Source organism: Mesorhizobium sp. M0207 (genome assembly GCF_040321995.1).
Taxonomy (GTDB): Bacteria; Pseudomonadota; Alphaproteobacteria; order Rhizobiales; family Rhizobiaceae; genus Mesorhizobium.
This window is the reverse complement of the sequence record NZ_JAMYSQ010000004.1, coordinates 257,519-280,068: the sequence shown is the minus strand read 5'-3', so window position 1 is coordinate 280,068 and position 22,550 is coordinate 257,519. Positions and strand designations below refer to the sequence as shown.

The window sequence follows — 22,550 nt, the reverse complement described above, 5'->3', positions numbered from 1 at the left end:
TCCAGCCGGGTTAAGAAGGAGCGGCCGCGGGCTTTTGTCGGCATGGGCCGCGGTTTGCCGCTGGAATCAGCAGCTTGCGTGAATTCCGGCCGGCATCGTCTGCTCGGCGATCGCAGCCACCGGCTTTAAAAGAAAAAAGCCGGACGGGAGCGCGTTGCATGCAGCCAGAACGTGTCATGGCCGCGCCATCGCCGAAACAGGTCCGTTGGGGTAAATCTGACCCTGTTTCTTGCCGGCGGTCGCTGCTCCCGCCCGTAACTGGAGGAGCGGAACTTCGAATATCCCATTGTCGCCACTGAGCGCGGCTTTGGTATGGTGCGATCGCACCATGGCCTTACGCTGGAAGCGTTGACGAATCGCAAGGTTCTAACTCGCGCCGGACCTCCATCCGCGCCCGACCCGGCGCTCGATCTTCGAGCAACGCCTTCCACTGGAAGTGCGACGACTTCTACTTCACGGTATCTACTCCCTTCGCCCTATTCCGCCGGTTGTCGGTTAGGCCGAAGCAGCGTTATAAGCTTGCAGGGGTATTGCTGATGTCTCGACGGGTTCTGCCTGTCTTCCTGTGCCTGGCGCTGCCTCTGGGAAGCGGCTGCGCGCGCAGCTATGACGGCACCGTCATCATTCCCAAGCCGCTCGATGTTCGCCGTTTCTGGGACAGGCCTTCGCCGCAGGCGCAAGCCGAACAGTCGCAACTGGAGACCGACGTCTTTCCAGTGGCGCCGCAAACGCCGAAAAGGCCGGCGGTGCGCAGGAGCGCGGCTTCCGTTGCAACGCCTCGGAGGAGGGTCACCAACAACCCGCCCATGCTGTCGCCGGAGTCGACGAAGCCGCTAACTTGCAAGAATGTCAGCGAGCCCGGTAAACGGGCCCGCATGGTCTGCGAATAACCAGCCGACGTCGGTCGATGCGCACGGCTCCAGGCCTTGAAGCGGCTATCCGGCCAGCCGTCTCGGAACATCGCCCGCCCTGGTCAGTCCGCCGGGAAAAAGGCCGGCCCGACCACTCTCACCGGCCGCGCGCCGATCGCTTTCTCGATCGACTGATGCTGGGCAGTCCCTGGCACCTCGAAAACCGACGTTTTTGCCCCTGCGAGAGCCGCACCGGCAGTTTCGATCCCGGATTCAGGAATTTCCGCGACGACGCCAAGATCCGGCTTTGCGGTCGGCAACGGAATGATGGCGTTGCTCATGTTGGCCGGTGTCACGGTTCGTGCCCTGAGTTCGGCAACGCGCTGGTAATAGCGCTTGACGTCACAGGCCTTGAAGTTCGCGTCGTCGCGGTACCGGAACGCGGCAGGTAGCTCCACATAGGGTTTTCCCGACTCGAGCGCGACCATCTCCTCGGTCTCGCGAGTGGCGTCGCTCAGCGTATAGAGGTCGACGCCGGCATCGTCGCAGATGTAGCGACACTGATCGACCGTTTCCTTCAGATCGTCGCTCTTGGCGAACTGCGATTTTGGCGCGGGGAAGAAATATCCGTCCGACAAGCGAACGCAAAACAGCATCCGATTGCCGCCAATTGTTGTGCCTGCGGACTGGGCCTTGGGTGCCGGGCGTTGCTGCGCCGGCTGTTTCTTGGCAGCGGGGGCGGCGCAGCCCAGCGCGACAAACCTGGCCTTCAGTCCGGACGTGTCCCTGCTCAAATTCGACAGTCTGGCGATCTGCCGTTGCACCTCCGCCTTGCTGCTGACCAGGTCGGCGCAGGGATTGAAGAAGAAGCCGGCGGTTTTCGCTGCGCATCTGCGTTGTCTCTCAAGCTTTTGAATCGCGGCGAGTTGCCGGCGCAGTTGGGCAAGCTCGGGGCTGGTCCCGCCGCTGCGCCCCGCCGAAAGCAATTGGCTCCTGATGGCACCGCAGCTATCCGCGTAGGAGAAGGATGTGCCGAGCGCAACGGCTATTGCCGACACCAGCATCAGAATCGTGAGGGGCCAGAAGCGTGTCATTGGAACGACCATTATCCTTGTTGCACCGAGAACAGGATTTCTTTGTCGACTATTGATAAGTACTAGCTAAATCAGTTTTTCCTAATTGAAGTAGATCAAACCGCCACCAGAGACTTTAGCTCTAGTGTATTAGATCTACTCGTGTAAATTCAATATTACATTTTTATTTCAAGATTGAGACGAACCGGCAGCAACGCCGGCGGACGCCCGCCACGGCGAAGTTTGATGCGCGCGGCGGGTTCGGCATCGCGATCAATCCGGCGTTACCGGCCGGCCGTCGCTGAAACCTTAGCCCTGGGATCGGCGTTGAGCGGCCAAAGGAGGAGACCGCAAATGTCGATCCACTTCACTGTCGCGGACCTGACCAGGAATCTGTTCCATTCACTTTGGTTGGACCATGAACGCGCACCGAGGCCACTCGACCACGAGCAGAGGCTTTTGCTGGAGTGCTATCTCGCCGGCCAGATACCGGAATCGGCTTGGAGCGACTATGTCTTCGAGGTGCCGGAACTGGCGCGACATGTCGAGGCGAGACGAAGGCGCCACTAAAGCGCATCGCGGTCGACCGGGCGTCATGCGACGCGCTTAGGTTCTTGTCTAATGCATGTCGTTGTCGCAAAACCGCTGCACGCTTTTGCGCGACATGCATTAGGTCCCGAAAAGTGGAATCCGGTTGTCGGAAAAGATCAAGGCGAAGCCTTCACTCGCGGTGCAGCCTGTTCTTGTTTGGGCGAGTTGAATTGCAGAGTGAACACCTTGCCCGGGATGCCTTCAGCCAGCGCCGGTGAAAAGCTCAACGGCAGGCAATGGTCCACGGCCGCGACCGCCGCGTCGACAAAAGCTTGGCGCGTCTTCTCCTCGCCGGCGACGCGGATGGCGGTCGGCTTGGGCCGGCCGATCAGCGTGCCATCGCGCCTGAAGCTGAAGCTCAGGGTGACGGTGGAATTCCCGGCATTCGCCGGAGGGGTCCAGCACGCCTGGATGGCAGCCCCGACCTCCGGCATGGTGTTGAGCGTCGCTGCATTCGATTGACCGGCTGCACCCGCCAGCATGGCGCCTGCAATCACCATCATTCCAGCAATGCTTTTCATGACAGGGCCTCTGTCCTTGAACCGCCATCGAGGACGGGACTACTTCGATGGTAGGGCCCACATCGGCGATGGCAAGATGCCGGCAACGCGCTTCATCAGCCATTCAGGCGTCGTGAAGCGCCGTCAGCCGCAAACTTCGGCAGGGCTGCAATAAGCAAAGGCCGGCGAGCAGCCGACCTTTGCTTTCCATCCGCGCCAGTACATCCGTGGTCGCAAGCTGGAGGTGGATACCAGTAGAAAGGGTTTCGGTTAACGAAACCTTAAGCTCCCCACATCGTGCAAACAGGGGAGAGTAAGAAAGAATTACCTCAGATCACTACCGGCTCCCGCAGAACGTGCGGACGATCGCCGGCCTGCACGTGCCTCAGGCGTTGGCCTGCGACCGCACATAGGCGATATAGCCGCGCACGTCGCCGGCCGGCTCGGCATAGGCCTTGCCGAGCTTCTTCTCGATCGCCGCCATATAGTCTTTTGCCCATTGGGGCAGCGCGTAGTCGATGACGGCGAGGAACTCGAGCGTCGCCGCCAGGCGGATGTCGGCGATCGACGGGTTCTTGCCGCCGATGAACGGCTTGCCGTTCCTGAAGAAGCTGTGAAACACCTCCAGCGGCTCGGCTATCGCTTCTATAGCGGCCTTCTGGGCTTCCGACTTCTTGTCGGGGTGGGCGTCGCTGTGGCCGACCTCGCCGGCATATTGCGGGAAATTCAGCACAGGATATGTGGCGCGCGCCACATAGGGGTAGAGCGTCCCGATCAGGTAGAACATGGCACTGTCGATCATTGCCCGCTTGGCCGGCGCCTTGGGATATAGTTTCTCCAGCCCGTGCTTGTTGGCGAGGTACTGCATAATGGCGCAGCTTTCCCACAAGACACCTCTCGGCAGGCCCTTGTCCTCGATCATCGGCGTAAGATGGGCCGGGTTTCGCGCCATGTATTCGGGCGAGCGCGTGAGACCCCATACGTCGGTCTCGGAATGATCGAGCCCGGCGGCGCGTGCAAACACTCGAACGCTCATATTGTTGACGCTGGGCTTCAGCATGCTGAGCGAGAGCGCGGGCTTTTTCGCCGGTTTCGCCTTGGCCTTCGGCGCCAGCTTCTTGGCGGAGACCTTGGCCGCCGGCTTTGCCACTTTCGCCGCTGACTTGGCGGCGGCTTTGGCCGCCGGCTTCGCTCCTGGCCTGGCTGCCTTGGTGGCGGGCTTTTTCGCACTCTTCGTTGCTGTCTTTGCCATTATGTCCTCCCTTTGTTTGGCGTGTCGTCAGTATGGATTTTTCGGTGCGCGATCCTCCGACAAGGTCGTGCGCGAGCGCTCGACAAGCGCCTGGATCGCATCGGCAAGGTGCACTTCGGCGATGTTGTAGTCGCCGCGCGCGACGCGGATCTTGTGCGCCTGCATCAGCACGTCGGCATGGGTGAAGCCCGCCGGCGGTTCGAAACGGTAGGAGGCGAGTTCGATCAGCAGGCCGAGCGGATCCTCGAAATAGATCGAGTCCATGAAGCCGCGATCCTTGACGCCGCTGTGCTTGATGGCGCGCTCGTCGAGCCGGGCAACCGCCTGCAGAAAGGTGACGCGCGACACCGCGAAAGCGATATGATGGACGCAGCCGGTGTCGGTCGGCGTGCGCCGCTTGACCGGCGTGCGGCTTTCGTCGGTGAAGACGGTGATCAGCCGGCCGTCGCCCGGATCGAAATAGAGATGGCTTTCGCTTGCCTTATCGAGATTGGGCTGCTCGAAGATGAAAGGCATGCCAAGCACGCCCTCCCAGAAATCGATGGAAGTCTGGCGCCCGGCCCCGACCAGCGTGATGTGATGAACACCTTGCGATTGCAGCTTTTGCATCTGACTCCTCCCGGCCACGCCGTCTTGCCGCCGAACGGAAGTTCGGATGCCCAGTCGCGCTTGGCATGTGACCGCGCCCGGCCTCGCTCGCCTGCGCTCCGCATTCCGCATCCTGCAGGAGTGCGGCCGGAGCTTTGATGAACGGATGCTAATTCAATCCGAGGCGTTGCGCCAGAAGCGCTGAGTTTCAAGAACTCCACGCAGGCGCCAAGAGCGGCACCGAGATCGCGGACGCCTTCGCCGAGCTCGCTGAAACGACCCGTCGCCGGCAGCTGTAATGGTGCGGCGGCCCGCAGGTCGCTGGGTTTCCCGAGCGGCCGGTTTGGCGACGGCAGGTCAAAGGGGGCCTCGTTGACGCATGCCGCGCCTGGTTCGGATTACGGGCATCCGCGGCCCTTAGATGAAAATCACATATTCTTCATCGGCACGTCGGGATCGACATGTCCCCCATCGGCAGTGATCTTGAGCCTTGAGAGGTAGTGCTCCCATCCCCTTCGGTGGCTGTCACGCTCCTTTGCGTTCGGCAGTCCGCTGTGCGTGAAGCGGATCAGTGTCCCCGCATCCCTCGCGATCAGGTCGATCTCGACATGACTGGAGCCGGGCGGCACGGTCTCGTTGTCTTCCCAGCCAAAACTGTAGGCAAGACGGTGGACCGGGATCACCTCGGTGAACTCACCGCGCGCCATATGGCGACCACCGACATTGACGAGGAACAGACCGCCCGGCGTTGCATCCAAATTCGCTTCGGTCCCGATCCATCGCACAATCTGGTCCGGATCCGTCAAAAGCGCGAACACGGTCGCTTGTGGCGCCGCGACCTCAATCTCTGTGTAAACCGATTCCGCCATCGCTCACTCCAGGTCACATCCGCAGCGAATACCTGCATGATTGAAGCGAATGTGGGGAGTTGCAAGAAGATGTTCGAGGCGTAAGCATAAGCCGGTGCCGAGTGACCTTCTACCCATGCTTCTCGCAAAGTCGCTTTCATTCCTTCTGGACGACGCCGCGCATATTGGCGACGGTGGGCGACTTCTATTGCAGCTCTCAACGCATTTGATTGAAGACGGCTTGCCGATCATCGCCGGCGCGCTGGCGCAGGATGCTCCCGACCCGATTATCTCACGCCGCATCTGGCTCTGGCGAGCGCCTGGGGGTGAAGTGGTCGAGGCTTTGGGGATAGGCGCCGACCGCCAGAATGCCGATCCCCGGCTCGTGCTGCGGGAGTGGCTTGGCACGACGCGGGCGATCGTGTTCGACGAGCGAGCGGGCGGTGTCGCACCGACTTTGGTGTGGGCGTTCGATCATACTCCGGATGAGGCGCAGTCAGAGCTGCTGCGGCAAATCTCCCGGTTTGCTGCGGCTCCGATGACCGCACTCGCAGAACGGTCCGCGAAACGCGCATTGCTCGAGGCATATTTGGGAAAGCGCAGTGCAGCACATGTGCTCAACGGTCATTCTCGTCGAGTAAAGGGAGAGACGATACGGGCTGCGCTTCTGTGCGCGGACCTTCGAGGTTTCACCGATCTATCCGAGGTTCATGATGCAGACGAGATCGTATTGGTACTTGATGCCTGGTTCGATTGCGTCGCCGGCGCGGTGCACGCATTTGGTGGTGAGGTTCTCAAGTTTATAGGTGATGGCGTCCTCGCGATTTTCCCGATTGGCGAGCGCGATGCAAATGCCGCATGTGACGCGGCGGTACGCGCCGTGAAGGCCACGCGCGCCGGGATAGATCATCTCAACCAAACTCGGCGCCGCAATGGCGGCCCTGAGCTCGGATATGGCATTGGCCTGCATGTCGGCGAGATACTCTGGGGGAATATCGGCACTGCCGGCAGGTTGGACTTCACCGCGATCGGCAAGGCTGTAAATCTTGTCAGCCGCATCGAGGGGCTGTGCAAGCCGTTGGGACGGACGGTGCTCGCGTCGACAGTGTTCGAGGCAGAAACTACCGAGCGGATGATCGCCATGGGCAGTCATCCGCTCGGAGGAATAGCAGGCGCGCAAACACTTTTCGGCTTGCCGGAATAGATCGAATGGTTGAGCCCGCCGTGGATGTGTCGTTCGCAGCATATCTTGGTATCGTGCGAAGCCATGACTGAGAGAAATTCGAACGGCAAAGAAGCTACGATACTGCAACTGGAGTATGGCGCGTTTAGAGCCCAGCCATGCGCGTCGCGCGCAGCTTTCGCTGGCCGGTGCTAAGGGCCTTCCCGGCATCCACCCTTCGAGGGAGAGGCGCCTTCGCCGAGCTCGCCAAAACGATCCGCCGCCGGCAGCTGTAGCTCAGGTCGGCTCCAGGCAGTGCCGACCAGCGTGATGGACGCCTTGCGATTGTAGTTTCTGTATCTGGCTCCTCCCCGCGTGGCATCGACTGCCCTGTTCAGCGCGACGTTCTGCGCGCCGCTAACGCTGTGCCTCAAGACCCACGATGCAGTGCTAATGCAATCGGCTCCGCTGCGCCAGAAGCGGCAATGAGCCAAACCCGCCGCGACCCAAGGCGATGGATCGGATTGATGGTTTGCCGAGAGCTGGGAGAGACTTGGTACGCCCAAGGGGAATCGAACCCCTGTTCCCGCCGTGAGAGGGCGGTGTCCTGACCGCTAGACGATGGGCGCGTTCAAGAACCGGCGATATAGGCTGACGGCTGGCAAAAAGCAACTAGGCTTAAGGCTGCTGATCGCGCCGGTGAAGTATCCGCTGCAAGCCTAGCGTTTTGGCTCGATCAGGTCCCAGAGATTTCCATAGAGATCTGCGAAAACCGCCACAGTGCCATAGGTCTCGTGCCGGGGCGCCTCACGGAACTCAACGCCCTTTTCGAGCATCAGCGCATAGTCGCGGGCAAAATCGTCGGTTTCGAGGAACAAAAAGACCCGGCCGCCGGTCTGGCTGCCGATGGCGTGCCTTTGCGCATCGCCGGATGCCTCGGCGAGAAGCAGGCGCGCACCCTGCCCGTTGCGCGGCGTGATCGTGACCCAGCGTTTGCCGCCGCCGAGATCGACATCTTCGGTGAGGACAAAACCCAGCTGGTCGACATACCACGAGATCGCCTCGTCATAATTTGCGACGACAAGCGCGACCGTGGCAATGCTGCGGTGTTCGGCAAAACCGGTCATTTGTTCCTGATCGAAAAATGGCCAACGATGCGGCGCTCGGTGATGTCATAGACGAAGATGGCGCGGCTGCCGTCGGGCAGCTCTGCGTCGATCGACAGGTGATTGCCGGACAGCGATTGGCTGATCACCCTGGCGCCGACCGGCAGCACGATGTCGCCGTTGACCGTCTCGCCGATCGGCACCTGGATGTCGCTGCTTAGCGGAGGGGCGGCAGGCGGCGCGTTGCGCGCTTTGTAGACAAGTGCCGCGATCACCACCATAAGGGCGAGGAACAGCAGGCCGAGATTGATGGCGACGAAGCGGACGAGCTTCCTCCGCACCTTTTCGACCTCGGGGTCGAGCGGCTTTTCCTCGTCTTCGTCGGCAAGCGGCCGGGCCATGGCAGCAGATTCCGGAACTGTTTTCGATGAGCGCTCATAACGAAGTGGTCAGACAATTAATAGGGGCCGGACCGATCGTCCTGGAGGCGGGCGCTGATGCGGCCGGCCAGCGGCTCGACCAATGGCTGGCGGCCAGGCTCGGCCCCGACATGTCGCGCAGCCGGGTACAGATGCTGATAAAGCAGGGCGCCGTCAGGATCGGCGGCAAGCCAGCCAGCGAAACGAAGCGCAAGATGGCGCAAGGTGACAGCGTGTCGGTTGATATGCCGGAGCCGGAACCAGCGGCGCCGCAAGGCGAAGATATTGCGCTGGACGTCCTCTACGAGGACAGCGAGCTGATCGTCATCAACAAGCCGGCCGGGCTGGTCGTGCATCCCGGCGCCGGCAACTGGACCGGCACGCTGGTCAACGCGCTGATCCATCATTGCAGCGACAGCCTGTCTGGCATCGGCGGGGTGAGACGGCCGGGCATCGTCCATCGCCTCGACAAGGAGACCAGCGGCGTCATGGTCGTCGCCAAGACCGATCGCGCCCACAAGGCGTTGTCGGAGGCCTTTGCCGACCACGGCCTGACCGGCGATCTCGAGCGGGCCTATCTGGCGTTGGTCTGGGGCATACCGGCAAGGCCGACCGGGACGGTCGACGCGCCGCTCGGCCGCGCCGCCGACCGGGTACGCCGCGCCGTGGTGCCGCAAGGCCGCGACGATGCCCGCCACGCCGTCACGCATTTCATCGTCGTTGAGCGCTTTGGCGAGCAGCAGCAGGAATTCGCCACGGCGAGCCTGATCGAATGCCGGCTGGAAACCGGTCGCACTCACCAGATACGCGTCCACATGGCCCATATCGGCCATCCGGTGATTGGCGACCCCGAATACGGCCAGGCTTTCCGCACCAAGGCCAATCGGTTGCCCGAGCCGCTAAGAAGCAAGGTAAAGGCGTTTCCGCGACAAGCTTTGCACGCCCGCCTCCTTGCATTTCGGCATCCCGATACCCATCTAACGATGAGGTTCGAAGCACCGATACCGTGGGACATGGAGGAACTCGTCGACGGCTTCCGCAAGCTCTGAACCAACCACCTGAAAACCTGACCGGCGTTGTTCACTTCAACGTGACACACTGTTTCGTGTTGAACAAATGCCTGTCTTTCTGGTTTTGTTCCTATATATGTCGGTTGGCGCGAATGTGCCTTTGGCATTCGCGCCACATGCCCGCCGCGTTTCGGGGGCATCACTCAATAGAGAGGGGGCGCTATCATGGCCCAGTCATTACCCAGTATCGTTTCCGGCGAAGGCGGTCTCAGCCGCTACCTGGAAGAAATCCGCCGCTTTCCGATGCTTCAGCCGCAGGAAGAGTACATGCTCGCCAAGCGCTATGCCGAGCATGAGGACACCACAGCTGCGCACAAGCTCGTCACCAGCCACCTTCGGCTCGTCGCCAAGATCGCCATGGGCTATCGCGGCTATGGCCTGCCGATCGGCGAGGTGATCTCGGAAGGCAATGTCGGCCTGATGCAGGCCGTCAAGAAATTCGAACCGGAGCGCGGCTTCCGTCTCGCCACCTATGCGATGTGGTGGATCAAGGCCTCGATCCAGGAATACATCCTGCGCTCGTGGAGCCTGGTCAAGATGGGCACCACCGCCAACCAGAAGCGCCTGTTCTTCAACCTGCGCAAGGTGAAGGGCAAGATCCAGGCGCTCGACGAAGGCGATTTGAAGCCCGATCAGATCACCGAGATTGCCACCCGGCTGAACGTCTCGGAAGCGGAAGTCGTGTCGATGAACCGCCGCCTGTCGGGCGACGCCTCGCTCAATGCGCCCATCCGGGCCAGTGAAGGCGAGTCCGGCGAATGGCAGGACTGGCTGGTCGACGACCACGAAAGCCAGGAAGAGATGCTGATCGAGCAGGACGAGCTGGAAAACCGGCGCGGCATGCTGTCGGGCGCTCTTGCCGTGCTCAACGACCGCGAACGCCGCATCTTCGAGGCGCGCCGCCTCGCCGATGAGCCGTTGACGCTTGAAGAGCTGTCGGCCGAGTTCGATATCAGCCGCGAGCGCGTGCGCCAGATCGAGGTGCGCGCCTTCGAGAAGGTGCAGGACGCGGTCAAGGCCGCAGCCAAGCGCCAGACGCAGGCGCTGCGCACCATCGAGGCGCAGCCGGCGGCGTAAGGCCTTCCGGTAGAAACAAATAACGGCGGCGTCAGGTAACTGGCGCCGCCGTTTTTTCTAAAGCGCGTCGCGTTCGGGCCGGCCTTGTGCGGCGCGCTTTAGATTCTTGTTTTTATGCATGTCGTTATCGCAAAACCGCTGCACACTTTTGCGCGACATGCATTAGCGGGTTGCCGGTTCCGCGGCGCCTTCGCGGATGTCCGATCCGTCGCCCTAACTGCTCAGTAGCCTTGCCAGGCGTCCCCAGGACGATCTCATTGATAGCGGCATTGTCGCAATTTTCCCCAAGCCCTGAAAACCGCAAGGCTGCAAGCTGTGGCGGCAATGTTGCGGCGCCGACCGCGGCATTCCACAACCCGGCGCTTGCGGCAGGCGGGCGCGACAACGGTCCGTCGGGCAGTTGAGTTCGTCTATTGGAAACGAAAGGCAGTGTGATGATGACGATTTCTCCGTTTCTGGCCGCCCTCGGATCCGACGGTCCGCCAGCCGATCGAGCGAAAGACATGGCCCTGTATGGATGGCTAATTGGAAGCTGGGAGATGGACTCGGTCCACTACCTCGACGACGGCACAATCCAGAAATGGGATGGCGAATGCCATTTTGGCTGGGTGCTCGAAGGCCGCGCGATTCAGGACGTTTGGATCAGGCCCAAGCGCCCTGCTCCGTCCGCGATGTATGGCACAACCTTGCGCATCTTCGACCCTGGGATCGATGGCTGGCATATCATATGGAACGACCCGCTCAACCGGGATCACTCGCGCCAGATCGGGCGGGCCGAGGGTAAGGACATTGTCCAGCTCGGCAATGACTCGCGCGGTCTGCAAACTCGATGGCGTTTCACCGAGATCACTGCCACCAGCTTCCATTGGATCGGCGAGGAAAGATCTTCCGAGAGCGATCCTTGGCAAATCACGTATGAACATTTAGCCCGCCGAACAAAACCCTGACGCTCGACTGGCTGGCGTCTGCGCTGCTCCTCATCCGGCTGCCGCCACCGTCGTCCCGCATAGACCTATCGGATTCAAACATCGCAAAAATCGAATCAGGATCAATAGCTTGGATGACCATCGCAGAACGATGAGGGCGGCGCCGAGTCTGAATGGCATTGTAGTGCCAGCGACCCATCCTCTCACAGGCAATCGAGCGGAAACTTCAGATAGCGCTGCCCGTTGGATTCCGGTTCCGGCAGGCGTCCGCCATTCATATTGACCTGCAGCGCGTGCAGGATCAGCCGCGGCATCGGCAACGTCCTGTCGCGGGCTTGGCGGAGCGCGACGAAGTCGGCTTCCGTCTTGCAGCCGGCAACATGGATGTTGCCGGCCTTCTGCTCCGCGACCGTGCTTTCCCACCGCGCTTCGCGACCGCCCGGCTGGTAGTCGTGACCGACGAACAGACGTGTCTCGTCCGGCAGCGCCAGGATGTCCTCGATCGAACGCCAGAGCCGCTCGGCACTGCCGCCCGGAAAGTCTGTCCTTGCGGTGCCGCTGTCCGGCATGAACAGCGTGTCGTGGATGAAGGCGGCGTCGCCAATGACGTAAGTGATCGAGGCCAGTGTGTGGCCCGGCGAGAACAGCACTCTTGCCGCAATGCCGCCGACCGAAAAAGTTGCGCCGTTGGCGAACAGCCTGTCCCATTGCGAACCGTCGGCGGGGAATTCCGGCCAGTTGTAGATCACCTTCCACAATTTCTGGACGTCGATGACCTTCTCGCCGATTGCCGTCGGCGCTCCGGTTCTCCCCCTCAGATAATGGGCGGCGGAGAAATGATCCGCATGCGGATGCGTGTCGAGGATCCACTCGACCTCCAGCCCGCTTTCCCTGACGAAGTCGAGCAGGGCGTCGGCGTTTTTCGTTGCCGTTGCACCGGACCTTTCGTCGAAGTCGAGCACCGGATCGATGATAGCGCATTTGCGGGTCGCCATGTCGGCGACCACATACTGGACGGACCCGCTCGGCTTGTCATAGAAGCCGGTGACCTGCGACCTGGCCGATAATGCGTCCAATCCAGCCTCCTTCGCCCCTCACCACGGCAGGAAGGATTTTCTCTGCCACGGCAAATTAAAGGCATGGTTGTCCGTCAACCAGGCATCGTCAAGCACCCCATGCTCACACGGCCAGGAAAACCGAAAACTCTCTGTGCCGCCTCTGCCTGCTCAGGCGGAAGGCTGCTTGGTTTTCCTGAGATATGGCAGGATCGTCTCATAGGCGCCGAAGCGCTTGATGGCATCCTCATTCGAGACGGCAGCGGTGATGATGACGTCCTCGCCCTGCTTCCAGTTCGCCGGCGTCGCCACCTGGTGCTTGGCGGTCAGCTGCATGGAATCGATGGCGCGCAGGATTTCGTCGAAGTTGCGGCCCGTCGTCATCGGGTAGGTGAGAACCAGCTTGATCTTCTTGTCGGGCCCGATGACGTAAACCGAACGCACCGTGGCATTGTCGGCGGGCGTGCGGCCTTCCGAGCTCTCGCCGGCACCCGCCGGCAGCATCTCGTAAAGCTTGGCGACCTTGAGATCCTTGTCGCCGATCAGCGGGTAGTTCACCGAATGACCGGTCGCGGTCTTGATGTCGTTCTGCCACTTTTCATGGCTTTGGACGGGATCGACCGAGATGCCGATGATCTTGACGTTGCGCTTCCTGAACTCGCCTTCGAGCCCGGCCATTGTGCCGAGTTCGGTCGTGCAAACCGGCGTAAAGTTCTTCGGATGGCTGAACAATACCGCCCAGCCGTCGCCGATCCATTCATGGAAGCTGATCGGTCCTTGCGTGGTCTCAGCGGTGAAGTCCGGTGCGATATCGTTGATGCGAAGGCTCATGACGTGTCCCTTACCCTGTGCGTGCAGATCGCAGCCGGCGTTGCCCGGCGCTGCTTTTGCCTTTCTATCACTCCGGCGTCATCCTTCAAACGCCTGTTGCGCCGGCATCAAGGCCGGCGGCGAAATATTTTCATTGCTTCTCGGCAAATGCAGCAGGAATTTTCGCTGCGCTGGTTCAGGCCTTGTTCACTGCCAGCGTCGTCGCCAGGTCTTCCATGCGCTGGGCCAGTGCGCCGAGCGCCCCGGTCAGCACGGAATCGTTCTTGTCGGCCTTGGTCAGTGCGTCGTCGCGCGTCTTGCGCAGCGTCAGCACTTCGCTTTCCATGCCCTTGACCCGCTTCTGCAGTTCCGAAAGCTCGTCCATGACCATGATGCCGGCCATCACGGTCAGCCGCTGGTCGCCGATCTCGCCAAAAGAATCCTTCAGATGCGAGACATAGCGGTCGAAGCGCTCGGCAAGATCGATCAGATGCTCTTCCTGGCCCTCGTCGCAGGCCATCCGATACTGCTTGCCGTCGATGGAAACCGTGACTTGTGCCATTGGCCTACCTGTCCAGTACCGCGCGGATGGTTTCCATAGCTGTCACCAGCCTTCGCGACACTTCCTTGTTGGCATCTTCCAGCCGTTCGGCGCGGGCCTCGGAATTGTCGAGCTCCTGCGCCAGCCGCGAGCGGTCGGCGTTCATCCGCTGCACTTCGGCCTCGGCTTCCGAATAGTCCCGCTCATGCTCAAGCTTGGCCGCGACGGCGTTTTCCAGCCCTTCGATGGCCTTACCCAGCCTGGCAATGACTTCCTTGAGGGTCGTTTCCCCGGTCATGGCTTTCGTCCTGCGCCCTGCCCATCACCGAATCATCCACGTTCAGAACGCGTTATCCCTGAAACATTACGCGTCGTGTGAACCGCACGTCAATAAAGCTGTCGCGACTGTCCCCTGCTAACGCTAATGTAAGTCGCGCACGGCCATCACAAGACCGGCAAAAGCACACCGATTTGTTGACTAAAAGGCCGCGCCTGCTATGTGTCGCGCACCCTTTTCAAGGGCTTTCCCAAGGCCCAAACCCCCATTTTGGAGGAAGCATGACCTCGCGCGAACAACATGACCGGATGGCCAATGCGATCCGTTTTCTCGCCATGGACGCCGTCGAGAAGGCAAATTCCGGCCACCCCGGACTGCCCATGGGCTGCGCCGACATCGCCACGGTGCTGTTCACCCGCTTTCTCAAATACGATCCGAAAAACCCGCATTGGCCGGACCGCGACCGCTTTATCCTGTCGGCCGGCCACGGATCGATGCTGCTTTACTCGCTGCTCTATCTGACCGGCTACGAAGACATCACCATCGACCAGATCAAGCAGTTCCGCCAATTGGGGTCGAGGACGGCGGGCCACCCGGAATACGGCCATGCCGCGGGCATTGAGACGACGACCGGCCCACTCGGCCAGGGCCTTGCCAATTCGGTCGGCTTCGCGCTCGGCGAGCGCATCATGAATGCCGCTTTCGGCAAAGATCTCGTCGACCACTACACCTATGTGCTGGCCGGCGACGGCTGCCTGATGGAAGGCGTATCCCAGGAAGCCATCGCGCTTGCCGGGCATCTGAAACTGAACAAGCTGATCGTCTTCTGGGACAACAACAACATCTCGATCGATGGCCCGGTGTCGCTCGCCGATAACACCGATCAGGTCGCCCGCTTCCAGGCGTCCGGCTGGAATGCCAGCCATATCGACGGCCAGGACCCGGAAGCGATCGCCTATGCCATCGAAGCGGCCCGCCACTCCGACAAGCCGACGATGATCGCCTGCAAGACGACCATCGGCTTCGGCGCGCCGACCAAGGCCGGCACCAACAAGGCGCATGGCTCGCCGCTCGGCGCCGAGGAAATCGCTGGCGCCAGAAAATTCTTCGGCTGGGATTATCCGCCCTTCGAGGTTCCGGCCGATATCCTCGACGCATGGCGTACCGCCGGGCGGACAGGCGTCAAGGCGCGCACCGACTGGGAAAGCCGCCTTGCCAAGGCTGATGCCAAATTGCGCAGCGAGTTCGAACGCCGCATCAGTGGCACGCTGCCGGCCAACTTCGACGCCGTCATTGGCGATTACAAGAAGAAGCTCGCCGCCGACAAGCCGAAGGTCGCCACCCGTAAGTCATCGGAAATGGCGCTGGAGGTCATCAACGGCGCCGTGCCCGAAACCATCGGCGGCTCGGCCGATTTGACCGGCTCCAACAACACCAAGACCAGCCAGACCAAGAACATCACCGCCGACGATTACGGCCAGCGCTACGTTCATTACGGCGTTCGCGAGCACGGCATGGCGGCCGCGCTCAACGGGCTGACATTGCATGGCGGCATTATCGCCTATAGCGGCACTTTCATGTGCTTTTCCGACTATGCCCGTCCGGCGATGCGGCTTGCTTCGCTGATGGGCATCCGCTCGATCTTCGTCATGACCCATGATTCCATCGGCCTTGGCGAAGACGGCCCGACCCATCAGCCGGTCGAGCATCTGGCAGCACTTCGCGCCATTCCGAACCACAATGTCTTCCGCCCCGCCGATGCGGTGGAAACCGCGGAATGCTGGCAGTTGGCCATTGAGTCGGAAAAGACGCCTTCGACATTGGCGCTGACCCGGCAGAACCTGCCGACGGTACGCAACGACTTCGTTGCGGAAAACCTCTCCAGCCGCGGCGCCTATGAACTTGCCGCCGCCAGTGGCGAGGCGGCGGTGACGATCTTCGCGTCGGGCTCCGAGGTCGAGATCGCGCTGGCCGCCCGCGAGGCCTTGGAAAAGCACGGCCACGCGACCCGCGTCGTCTCGGTGCCGTGTTTCGAATTGTTCGACAAGCAGAGCGCCGACTATCGCAGCAGGACGATCGGCAATGCGCCGGCCAAGATTGCCATCGAAGCCGGCATCCGTCAGGGCTGGGATCACTTCATCGGCACCGACGGCATCTTTGTCGGCATGACCGGCTTCGGCGCCTCCGGCACCATCGAACAGCTCTACCCGCATTTCGGCATCACAGCCGAGGCAACGGTGAAGGCGGCGGAAGCCCGTCTGCATGGCAAATGAAAGTGAGCCTCGCCCGGCAAAGGCTGGCATAGCGGTTTTGCCGGGCGGTGGAGCACTAATCGATTTAAATCCACGCCTCGGCGGCTGGATTCTTTGCCCGTCCGCCGTTATGAAGCTGCGGACTTGATCTTCGGCCTCCAACTCCCAGGGAGAGAACAATGACCGTCAGAGTTGCCATCAACGGATTCGGCCGCATCGGCCGCAACATCCTGCGCGCCATCCATGAATCCGGCCGCAAGGATATCGACGTCGTCGCGGTCAACGATCTCGGCCCGGTCGAGACCAACGCGCATCTGCTGCGCTTCGACAGCGTGCATGGCCGCTTTCCGCATGAGGTGACGGTTGACGGCGACCAGATCATCGTCGGCAAGGAAAAATTCAAGGTCACCGCGATCAAGGATCCGACGCAACTGCCCTGGAAGGAGCTTGGCATCGACATCGCGCTCGAATGCACCGGCATCTTCACCGCCCGCGACAAGGCCGTCGCCCATCTGACCGCCGGTGCCAAGCGCGTTCTCGTCTCCGCTCCGGCAGAGGGCGCCGATCTCACCGTCGTCTATGGCATCAATCACGACAAGCTGACCAAGGACCACATCGTCATCTCGAACGCCTCCTGCACCACCAACTGCCTGGCGCCGCTGGCGGCCGTGCTGAATGAGGCGGTCGGCATCGAGAAGGGCATGATGACGACGATCCATTCCTACACCGGCGACCAGCCGACGCTGGACACCATGCACAAGGACCTCTACCGCGCCCGCGCCGCCGCGCTGTCGCAGATTCCGACCTCGACCGGTGCTGCCAAGGCCATTGGCCTGGTACTGCCCGAACTCAAGGGCAAGCTCGACGGCATCTCCATCCGCGTGCCGACCCCGAACGTCTCGCTCGTCGATTTCAAGTTTATCGCCAAACGGCCGACCACCGTCCAGGAGATCAATGACGCGGTGATCGCCGCCTCGAACGGCAAGCTGAAGGGCATCCTCGCCGTTACCCGTCACCCCAATGTTTCGATCGACTTCAACCATGATCCGCATTCCTCGATCGTGGCGCTCGACCAGACCAAGGTCATGGACGGCAACTTCGTTTCGGTGCTGTCGTGGTACGACAATGAGTGGGGCTTTTCCAACCGCATGGGCGATACCGCCGTCGCCTTCGGCAAGACCATCGCCTGATCGCAGAGCCAGCTTCTCGACTTGGAGACGCCCGGCTCAGTCCGGGCGTTTTTCATTGCAGCACGAACCGCCGAGGCACGCTCCGCTGCTCGGGGGTGCCAAAACTTTCGACGATCGGCAGCGTGGGGCAAAAAGCCACGCTGCTGCCTTGCAGCGGCCATGTCTTCGCCCCACTCTCCCGTGATGCCGTAGCATATCGACTAGGGGCGACCAACGAATGGAGCATGGTATCTATCTTGTGACGCTCGTTGGCGCAGCACTTGTCGTTGCCGCCGCGTTTTCAAGCCTGATCGCCTTCCGTTTCGGCGCCCCTCTCCTGCTGCTGTTTCTCTGCATCGGCCTCGCCACCGGAACCGACGGTCTCGGCATCCATTTCGACAATGCCCGAGTTGCTTATTTTGCCGGCTCATTGGCGCTGGCGGTCATCCTTTTCGATTCCGGCTTCGGCACGCCGCTCAACGCCTTGCGGCAGGCGGCCGGGCCGGCGCTGTCGCTGGCCACATTCGGCGTCCTTTTGACCACCGGGCTCTTCGGCGCCGCCGCCTATTATCTGCTCGACCTGACCTGGCTGGAATCCTTCCTGCTCGGTGCCGCCGTCGCCTCGACCGACGCCGCGGCGGTGTTCTTCCTGCTGCGCGCCGGCGAGATCAATTTGCGCGAGCGCGTGCGGTCCACGCTCGAGGTGGAATCCGGCACAAATGACCCGATCGCCATCTTCCTGACCATCACGCTGGTCGAGGTCATCGCCGCCAATACCCACCCCGAGGCCAAGGTGCTGGTCACCGATCTTGCCGTCGGCTTCCTTGTCAACATGGGGCTCGGCGCGGTCATCGGCATTCTCGGCGGCATGGCCATTGTGCGCCTTGTCGATCGCCTCAATCTCGATCACGGCCTGCTGCCGATCTTCGTGCTGACGCTGTCGCTTATGGTGTTCGCTGCCGCCGGTGCCGTCGGCGGCTCCGGCTTCCTGGCGGTCTATCTCGCAGGCCTGATTGCCGGCAATTCCGATATCCGGGCCGTGACCATCCTCAAGCGCTTCCAGGACGGCATGTCGTGGCTGGCGCAGATCATCATGTTCCTGATCCTCGGCCTGTTCGCGACGCCTTCACAATTTCCGGCGATCCTGGTGCCGGCAGTGCTGCTCGGCCTGTTCCTGGTATTTGTGGCACGGCCAATCGCCGTCTGGCTCTGCCTGGTGCCGTTCCGTCTGCCACGCCCGGAAGTCGCCTTCGTCTCGTGGGTTGGCCTGCGTGGTGCCGTGTCGATCCTGCTTGCCATCACGCCGCTGCTCGGCGGTCTTGAGAACGGCCGCCTCATCTTCAACACTGCCTTCATCATCGTGCTGGTCTCGCTGATCATCCAGGGATGGACCGTCGGGCCGCTGGCGCGCCGTCTCGGCCTTATCGTGCCGGCCCGCCTGGGACCGCTCGACAAGGTCGAATTGGAACTGCCGGGCTCCGCCCATCATGAGCTTCTCGCCTACCGCGTGTCACCTGGCAGCCCGGTGGCGCGCGGCGAACGCATTCCGCGCTGGGCGCGGCCGTCGCTGGTGCTGCGCGACGGACGCTCGATGCGCTTCCAGGATATGGGCCGGCTCGCGGCCGGCGACCATGTCTACATCTTCGTGCCGGACCGCTATCCGCGCCTGCTCGACAAGCTGTTCGCCAGCCGTGCCGTGGTCGATCCCGAGGACGCGGATTTCTTCGGCGCCTTCGCCGTCGATCCGTCACGCCCCGCCGAGGAACTGGAAACCGCCTACGCGCCGGGCCTGACCGAAGCGGAACGCAAGCTCAGCATTGGCGACCTGGTCACTACGCGGCTCGGCGGCCACGCCGAATATGCCGACCGCGTGCTGCTCGGTCCGATCGAGCTGATCGTCCGCGACGTCGACGACAAGGGCAGGATCACCGGCCTTGGCCTGTCCTTTGAGCCGACCGCGCCGGTGGCGCGCGTTCCGGTGTTTCTCAGTGCCGGCGAAATCCGCGACCGCATCGCCGCCTTCATCCGCAACCGGCGCAAGCCGGCCGAGGCGCGGGCGGTCGAGGCGGCGGCCGAGATGGAAACGGTTCCGCAGCCCGTGGTGGAAAAGACAACTGGCGAAGGCTGACCGCTGTCCACCCGAGCCGCGGAACCCTGCCGCGAGGCTGAAGAATGGCTCAGCAACTGGTGTGGCGCGTCCATGTGTTCCGACATCGCCGGAAATGATCCCGATCGGCCGGTTGCGAGGACGTTCGGCCGATCAGTCGCCAATTCTCCGGCGCGCCATAGGGGCGCGCTTAATTGTTGCGGGCCGCTACGAACTGCGCCGCTTGTTTCAGAAGCGCAGCTTGCTCGCCAAAAGGTTCGAGCAACGCATGAGCCTGGTCAACGAGGCCATGGAGCTGGCCCCGCGCCCAGTCCGGTCCGTGCAGCGCGACCAGCGTCGCCTTGCCGGCCGCGGCATCCTTGCCGGTCGCCTTGCCCATCTGATGCGCGTCGGCGGTCAGGTCGAGCAGATCGTCGGCAAGCTGAAAGGCAAGCCCGATCGCCGAGCCGAACTCGGCCAGCCTCTCGCGGTCGCCCGACGGCGCGCCGGCAAGGATAGCGCCCGCTTCGCAGGCAAAGCGGATCAGCGCACCGGTTTTCATCGCCTGAAGCCGGATGATGCCGGCCTCGTCCGGCCGGCTTTGTTCGGCTTCGAGATCGAGCATCTGGCCGCCGACCATGCTTCCCGCCCCGGCGGCGCGGGCCAGTGCCAGCACCAGCGTTGCCCTGCGCTCGGCCGGCAGCATTGTCGCCTCGTCGGCAAGGATGTCGAAGGCAAGTGTCAGCAAGGCGTCGCCCGCAAGAATGGCGGTCGCCTCATCGAAAGCCCTGTGCACGGTCGGCTGGCCGCGGCGCAAATCGTCGTCGTCCATGGCCGGTAGATCGTCATGGATGAGCGAATAGCAGTGCACGCATTCGAGCGCCGCCGCGACGCGCAGCGCCGCCTCGCCGTCGGCTGAAAACAGTGCAGCACTTTCCATGACCAGGAAGGGACGCAGTCGTTTGCCGCCGTTCAGCACGCCATGTCGCATTGCCGCCATCAGGCGTTCGGGCCGCGCGACCTCGCCCGAAAGCGTCCGTCCGTCGAGCAACCGCCTCAGCAGCGCCTCGAGCGGAACTGCCCGGGCAATAAGTGCAGCTTCGAACGCCATTTGGTCGTCTTTCGTCATGGTCGGGAGCGGTAGCCGACACTCAGACATTGCGCAAGAAGCCAAGCGCCATTATGCCGGGGGCAGGGAGTAGCGCGGACTGGGTGGCTTGGCGGAACCGATCGTCGATCACGAAACCGAAGGGTTGGACATGGCGAGACCGAGACGCGGCAGCCGCATCGGTCTTCAACGCCGAGTCCGGCGCGGCATTGCCGTCGCCGTTGTGCTGGCGCTGGTGCCGGTGGTGCTGACCTTCCTGTACCTGCCGTCATTCGTGCATCCGGTGTCGACATTGATGCTGAAGGACCTGGCGACGTTTTCCGGCTACGATCGGCGCTGGGTTTCCATCGACGATGTCGCGCCGGTGCTGGCATATTCGGTAATCATGTCGGAGGACGGGCAGTTCTGTTTCCATCGCGGCGTCGATCTGGGCGAGTTGCGCGGCGTCGTCGACGATGCGCTCGCCGGCGAGATGACACGTGGCGCCTCGACCATCACCATGCAGACGGTAAAGAATCTTTATCTATGGTCGCGGCCGTTGGGCTCGGTCCGTAAGGTCGTGGAACTGCCGCTGGCCGTCTATTTCGATGCGGTGCTGTCGAAACGGCGGATCATGGAGATCTACCTCAACATCGCCGAATGGGGACCGGGCATCTACGGCATCGAGGCCGCCGCCCAGCATCATTTCGGCGTCTCAGCAAAACAGCTGTCGCGGCGGCAGGCAGCGCTGCTTGCCGTCACCTTGCCGAATCCGATCGTGCGCAATCCGGCGAAGCCCGGGCCGGGACTGAGGCGGCTTGCCGCGTTGATCGAACGGCGCGCCGGCCGCGCCGGCGCCTATGTCGGTTGCCTGCGATAGTGTCAAAAAAAAACACGGCGACGCTGGCCAAAACGCTGTCGGGCGTGTATAGGCACCCGACTTTCTCAGATTCCGGCCCCTGATGTGGCCCTTTCACGAGGGCCGCCGGGGCGTTTTGACCATGTAGTGGAGCATATCCATGGCCGTTCCGAAACGAAAAACCTCTCCGTCGAAGCGCGGCATGCGCCGTTCTGCCGACGCACTGAAGGCCCCGACCTATGTCGAGGACAAGAACTCCGGCGAGATGCGCCGTCCGCACCATATCGACCTGAAGACCGGCATGTATCGCGGTCGCCAGGTTCTGGAGCCGAAGGAAAGCTGATAGAGCTTTCGACGGTTTATTGGGTTGCGAAACGACCGGCCATTGGCCGGTCTTTTTGCGTTTGCGACAACTGATCGTATCAGCCGGGCCTGACATTGTTGTTTCACGCCGTCTTTGTCCGTGTTTATCGGCCGCACGAAAATTCTTGACGGCGAACGCCGGGCGCACTCTACAAAGATCAGTCCAACCGGAGCCGCCACATGTTCGGTGCCATCCCGCTGCTGATCGTGCCTTTCATCCTCTACAATCTTGGGCTTCTGGGAATATTCGGCAGCGGCGACGATCCGTGGGCCACCGAAATGTTTTCGGTCCGGATGATGTCGGGTGGCGTGTTCTCGATGACCCTCGGCGACCTCATCGTGCTGATCGCACTGATCTTCTTGTTCGTCGAAGTGGTGAAGTCGACGCGCACGACAAGTGCCTCGATCATGGACCATCTTTTGTCGACCTTCGTCTTTGTGGCCTATCTGGTCGAGTTCCTGCTGGTGAAGGGCGCCGCCCATTCCGTCTTCTTCACACTGATGGTCATAGCGCTGATCGACGTGCTGGCCGGCTTTTCGGTGTCAATGCGGTCGGCCACCCGCGACATCAATATGAATTAAGGATCC

Annotated in this window: 24 protein-coding genes and 1 tRNA gene; 12 read left to right on the top strand and 13 right to left on the bottom strand. The window is 61.9% G+C overall.

The genetic code is table 11. The features are described 5' to 3' along the window. Positions 1–536 precede the first annotated feature (536 nt). The gene (locus tag NKJ15_RS09520) at positions 537–890 is read left to right on the top strand and encodes a hypothetical protein (RefSeq protein WP_352814961.1); all 354 of its coding nucleotides are present in this window, start codon (positions 537–539) and stop codon (positions 888–890) included. 83 nt (positions 891–973) lie between these two features. On the opposite strand, the gene NKJ15_RS09515 is transcribed toward NKJ15_RS09520, so the two are convergent. Next, positions 974–1,945: a DUF2865 domain-containing protein gene (locus NKJ15_RS09515; protein WP_352814960.1), complete on the bottom strand. Its 972-nt coding sequence runs from the start codon at positions 1,943–1,945 to the stop codon at positions 974–976. A 333-nt stretch (positions 1,946–2,278) separates the two neighbouring features. Here NKJ15_RS09515 and NKJ15_RS09510 point away from each other — a divergent pair, with 333 nt between their 5' ends. Next, positions 2,279–2,494, top strand: coding sequence for a hypothetical protein (locus tag NKJ15_RS09510; protein ID WP_352768213.1), 216 nt, complete (start codon positions 2,279–2,281; stop codon positions 2,492–2,494). Positions 2,495–2,631: 137 nt separating this feature from the next. Here the strand turns inward: NKJ15_RS09510 and tolA are convergent, their stop codons facing one another. From tolA to NKJ15_RS09490, 4 genes are all read right to left on the bottom strand, one after another. Then, on the bottom strand, positions 2,632–3,036 hold the full coding sequence (gene tolA / locus NKJ15_RS09505; RefSeq protein ID WP_352471136.1) for a cell envelope integrity protein TolA: 405 nt from the start codon (positions 3,034–3,036) through the stop codon (positions 2,632–2,634). A gap of 364 nt (positions 3,037–3,400) precedes the next feature. Then, positions 3,401–4,267 carry a glutathione S-transferase family protein gene (locus NKJ15_RS09500; RefSeq protein ID WP_352768216.1) on the bottom strand — a complete coding sequence of 289 codons (867 nt, stop codon included), beginning with the start codon at positions 4,265–4,267 and terminating at the stop codon, positions 3,401–3,403. Between the two features lie 27 nt (positions 4,268–4,294). After that, positions 4,295–4,876 carry a VOC family protein gene (locus tag NKJ15_RS09495; protein ID WP_352540244.1) on the bottom strand — a complete coding sequence of 194 codons (582 nt, stop codon included), beginning with the start codon at positions 4,874–4,876 and terminating at the stop codon, positions 4,295–4,297. Positions 4,877–5,283: 407 nt separating this feature from the next. Further along, complete coding sequence (locus tag NKJ15_RS09490; protein ID WP_008873905.1) at positions 5,284–5,724, bottom strand: SRPBCC family protein; 441 nt, start codon at positions 5,722–5,724, stop codon at positions 5,284–5,286. Between the two features lie 115 nt (positions 5,725–5,839). Between NKJ15_RS09490 and NKJ15_RS09485 the strand changes: the two genes are divergently transcribed. Then, entirely contained in the window at positions 5,840–6,907 is a 1,068-nt protein-coding gene (locus tag NKJ15_RS09485; RefSeq protein WP_352703759.1) for an adenylate/guanylate cyclase domain-containing protein, read from the top strand. Positions 6,908–7,419: 512 nt separating this feature from the next. Here NKJ15_RS09485 and NKJ15_RS09480 read toward each other — a convergent pair. The 3 genes from NKJ15_RS09480 to NKJ15_RS09470 form a co-directional block, all read right to left on the bottom strand. Next, positions 7,420–7,494 (bottom strand) — tRNA-Glu (locus NKJ15_RS09480). A gap of 90 nt (positions 7,495–7,584) precedes the next feature. Further along, entirely contained in the window at positions 7,585–7,992 is a 408-nt protein-coding gene (locus NKJ15_RS09475) for a VOC family protein (protein ID WP_352768220.1), read from the bottom strand. Then, positions 7,989–8,372 (bottom strand): fimbrial protein, encoded by a 384-nt coding sequence (locus tag NKJ15_RS09470; RefSeq protein WP_352540246.1) that lies wholly within the window; start codon positions 8,370–8,372, stop codon positions 7,989–7,991. Before NKJ15_RS09470 ends, NKJ15_RS09475 begins: the two co-directional genes overlap by 4 nt. A 26-nt stretch (positions 8,373–8,398) precedes the next feature. Between NKJ15_RS09470 and NKJ15_RS09465 the strand changes: the two genes are divergently transcribed. From NKJ15_RS09465 to NKJ15_RS09455, 3 genes are all read left to right on the top strand, one after another. Further along, positions 8,399–9,439 carry an RluA family pseudouridine synthase gene (locus tag NKJ15_RS09465; protein ID WP_352814957.1) on the top strand — a complete coding sequence of 347 codons (1,041 nt, stop codon included), beginning with the start codon at positions 8,399–8,401 and terminating at the stop codon, positions 9,437–9,439. Positions 9,440–9,625: 186 nt separating this feature from the next. Further along, positions 9,626–10,537, top strand: coding sequence for an RNA polymerase sigma factor RpoH (gene rpoH / locus NKJ15_RS09460; protein WP_023678514.1), 912 nt, complete (start codon positions 9,626–9,628; stop codon positions 10,535–10,537). A gap of 434 nt (positions 10,538–10,971) precedes the next feature. Beyond that, complete coding sequence (locus NKJ15_RS09455; RefSeq protein WP_352471143.1) at positions 10,972–11,484, top strand: hypothetical protein; 513 nt, start codon at positions 10,972–10,974, stop codon at positions 11,482–11,484. 182 nt (positions 11,485–11,666) lie between these two features. Here NKJ15_RS09455 and NKJ15_RS09450 read toward each other — a convergent pair whose 3' ends face one another. The 4 genes from NKJ15_RS09450 to NKJ15_RS09435 all read right to left on the bottom strand — a co-directional run bounded on the left by NKJ15_RS09450 (position 11,667) and on the right by NKJ15_RS09435 (position 14,167). Further along, on the bottom strand, positions 11,667–12,539 hold the full coding sequence (locus NKJ15_RS09450) for an MBL fold metallo-hydrolase (RefSeq protein WP_352471144.1): 873 nt from the start codon (positions 12,537–12,539) through the stop codon (positions 11,667–11,669). 150 nt (positions 12,540–12,689) lie between these two features. Next, on the bottom strand, positions 12,690–13,349 hold the full coding sequence (locus tag NKJ15_RS09445; RefSeq protein ID WP_023678511.1) for a peroxiredoxin: 660 nt from the start codon (positions 13,347–13,349) through the stop codon (positions 12,690–12,692). A 175-nt stretch (positions 13,350–13,524) separates the two neighbouring features. Then, entirely contained in the window at positions 13,525–13,890 is a 366-nt protein-coding gene (locus NKJ15_RS09440) for a cell division protein ZapA (RefSeq protein WP_254816554.1), read from the bottom strand. A 4-nt stretch (positions 13,891–13,894) separates the two neighbouring features. Next, complete coding sequence (locus NKJ15_RS09435) at positions 13,895–14,167, bottom strand: DUF4164 domain-containing protein (RefSeq protein WP_006200774.1); 273 nt, start codon at positions 14,165–14,167, stop codon at positions 13,895–13,897. Between the two features lie 260 nt (positions 14,168–14,427). Here NKJ15_RS09435 and tkt point away from each other — a divergent pair, with 260 nt between their 5' ends. The 3 genes from tkt (at position 14,428) to NKJ15_RS09420 (ending at position 19,695) form a co-directional block, all read left to right on the top strand. Next, entirely contained in the window at positions 14,428–16,419 is a 1,992-nt protein-coding gene (gene tkt, locus NKJ15_RS09430; RefSeq protein ID WP_352814955.1) for a transketolase, read from the top strand. A gap of 158 nt (positions 16,420–16,577) precedes the next feature. Beyond that, entirely contained in the window at positions 16,578–17,588 is a 1,011-nt protein-coding gene (gene gap, locus NKJ15_RS09425; RefSeq protein ID WP_023678507.1) for a type I glyceraldehyde-3-phosphate dehydrogenase, read from the top strand. A gap of 217 nt (positions 17,589–17,805) precedes the next feature. Then, positions 17,806–19,695, top strand: a complete 1,890-nt coding sequence (locus tag NKJ15_RS09420; protein ID WP_352685952.1) for a potassium/proton antiporter — start codon at positions 17,806–17,808, stop codon at positions 19,693–19,695. Between the two features lie 169 nt (positions 19,696–19,864). On the opposite strand, the gene NKJ15_RS09415 is transcribed toward NKJ15_RS09420, so the two are convergent. Then, positions 19,865–20,782 (bottom strand): polyprenyl synthetase family protein, encoded by a 918-nt coding sequence (locus NKJ15_RS09415; RefSeq protein ID WP_352457948.1) that lies wholly within the window; start codon positions 20,780–20,782, stop codon positions 19,865–19,867. Positions 20,783–20,861: 79 nt separating this feature from the next. On the opposite strand from NKJ15_RS09415, the gene NKJ15_RS09410 reads away from it, so the two are divergent. From NKJ15_RS09410 to NKJ15_RS09400, 3 genes are all read left to right on the top strand, one after another. Continuing rightward, the gene (locus NKJ15_RS09410; RefSeq protein ID WP_352500827.1) at positions 20,862–21,620 is read left to right on the top strand and encodes a biosynthetic peptidoglycan transglycosylase; all 759 of its coding nucleotides are present in this window, start codon (positions 20,862–20,864) and stop codon (positions 21,618–21,620) included. 139 nt (positions 21,621–21,759) lie between these two features. Then, on the top strand, positions 21,760–21,942 hold the full coding sequence (rpmF, locus tag NKJ15_RS09405) for a 50S ribosomal protein L32 (RefSeq protein ID WP_006203806.1): 183 nt from the start codon (positions 21,760–21,762) through the stop codon (positions 21,940–21,942). A gap of 200 nt (positions 21,943–22,142) precedes the next feature. Beyond that, positions 22,143–22,544 carry a hypothetical protein gene (locus NKJ15_RS09400; RefSeq protein ID WP_352500775.1) on the top strand — a complete coding sequence of 134 codons (402 nt, stop codon included), beginning with the start codon at positions 22,143–22,145 and terminating at the stop codon, positions 22,542–22,544. Positions 22,545–22,550 lie beyond the last annotated feature (6 nt).

Bases quoted from the DNA above. Each gene is read 5' to 3' on its own strand.
- NKJ15_RS09520 (WP_352814961.1), top strand. From the start codon at position 537: ATGTCTCGACGGGTTCTGCCTGTCTTCCTGTGCCTGGCGCTGCCTCTG.
- gap (WP_023678507.1), top strand. From the start codon at position 16,578: ATGACCGTCAGAGTTGCCATCAACGGATTCGGCCGCATCGGCCGCAAC.
- NKJ15_RS09440 (WP_254816554.1), bottom strand. From the start codon at position 13,890: ATGGCACAAGTCACGGTTTCCATCGACGGCAAGCAGTATCGGATGGCC.
- NKJ15_RS09470 (WP_352540246.1), bottom strand. From the start codon at position 8,372: ATGGCCCGGCCGCTTGCCGACGAAGACGAGGAAAAGCCGCTCGACCCC.
- NKJ15_RS09510 (WP_352768213.1), top strand. From the start codon at position 2,279: ATGTCGATCCACTTCACTGTCGCGGACCTGACCAGGAATCTGTTCCAT.
- tkt (WP_352814955.1), top strand. From the start codon at position 14,428: ATGACCTCGCGCGAACAACATGACCGGATGGCCAATGCGATCCGTTTT.
- NKJ15_RS09435 (WP_006200774.1), bottom strand. From the start codon at position 14,167: ATGACCGGGGAAACGACCCTCAAGGAAGTCATTGCCAGGCTGGGTAAG.
- NKJ15_RS09515 (WP_352814960.1), bottom strand. From the start codon at position 1,945: ATGACACGCTTCTGGCCCCTCACGATTCTGATGCTGGTGTCGGCAATA.
- NKJ15_RS09485 (WP_352703759.1), top strand. From the start codon at position 5,840: ATGCTTCTCGCAAAGTCGCTTTCATTCCTTCTGGACGACGCCGCGCAT.
- NKJ15_RS09500 (WP_352768216.1), bottom strand. From the start codon at position 4,267: ATGGCAAAGACAGCAACGAAGAGTGCGAAAAAGCCCGCCACCAAGGCA.
- NKJ15_RS09465 (WP_352814957.1), top strand. From the start codon at position 8,399: ATGAGCGCTCATAACGAAGTGGTCAGACAATTAATAGGGGCCGGACCG.
- NKJ15_RS09415 (WP_352457948.1), bottom strand. From the start codon at position 20,782: ATGACGAAAGACGACCAAATGGCGTTCGAAGCTGCACTTATTGCCCGG.
- NKJ15_RS09495 (WP_352540244.1), bottom strand. From the start codon at position 4,876: ATGCAAAAGCTGCAATCGCAAGGTGTTCATCACATCACGCTGGTCGGG.
- NKJ15_RS09445 (WP_023678511.1), bottom strand. From the start codon at position 13,349: ATGAGCCTTCGCATCAACGATATCGCACCGGACTTCACCGCTGAGACC.
- rpmF (WP_006203806.1), top strand. From the start codon at position 21,760: ATGGCCGTTCCGAAACGAAAAACCTCTCCGTCGAAGCGCGGCATGCGC.
- NKJ15_RS09420 (WP_352685952.1), top strand. From the start codon at position 17,806: ATGGAGCATGGTATCTATCTTGTGACGCTCGTTGGCGCAGCACTTGTC.
- tolA (WP_352471136.1), bottom strand. From the start codon at position 3,036: ATGAAAAGCATTGCTGGAATGATGGTGATTGCAGGCGCCATGCTGGCG.
- NKJ15_RS09455 (WP_352471143.1), top strand. From the start codon at position 10,972: ATGATGACGATTTCTCCGTTTCTGGCCGCCCTCGGATCCGACGGTCCG.
- NKJ15_RS09400 (WP_352500775.1), top strand. From the start codon at position 22,143: ATGTTCGGTGCCATCCCGCTGCTGATCGTGCCTTTCATCCTCTACAAT.
- NKJ15_RS09475 (WP_352768220.1), bottom strand. From the start codon at position 7,992: ATGACCGGTTTTGCCGAACACCGCAGCATTGCCACGGTCGCGCTTGTC.
- NKJ15_RS09490 (WP_008873905.1), bottom strand. From the start codon at position 5,724: ATGGCGGAATCGGTTTACACAGAGATTGAGGTCGCGGCGCCACAAGCG.
- rpoH (WP_023678514.1), top strand. From the start codon at position 9,626: ATGGCCCAGTCATTACCCAGTATCGTTTCCGGCGAAGGCGGTCTCAGC.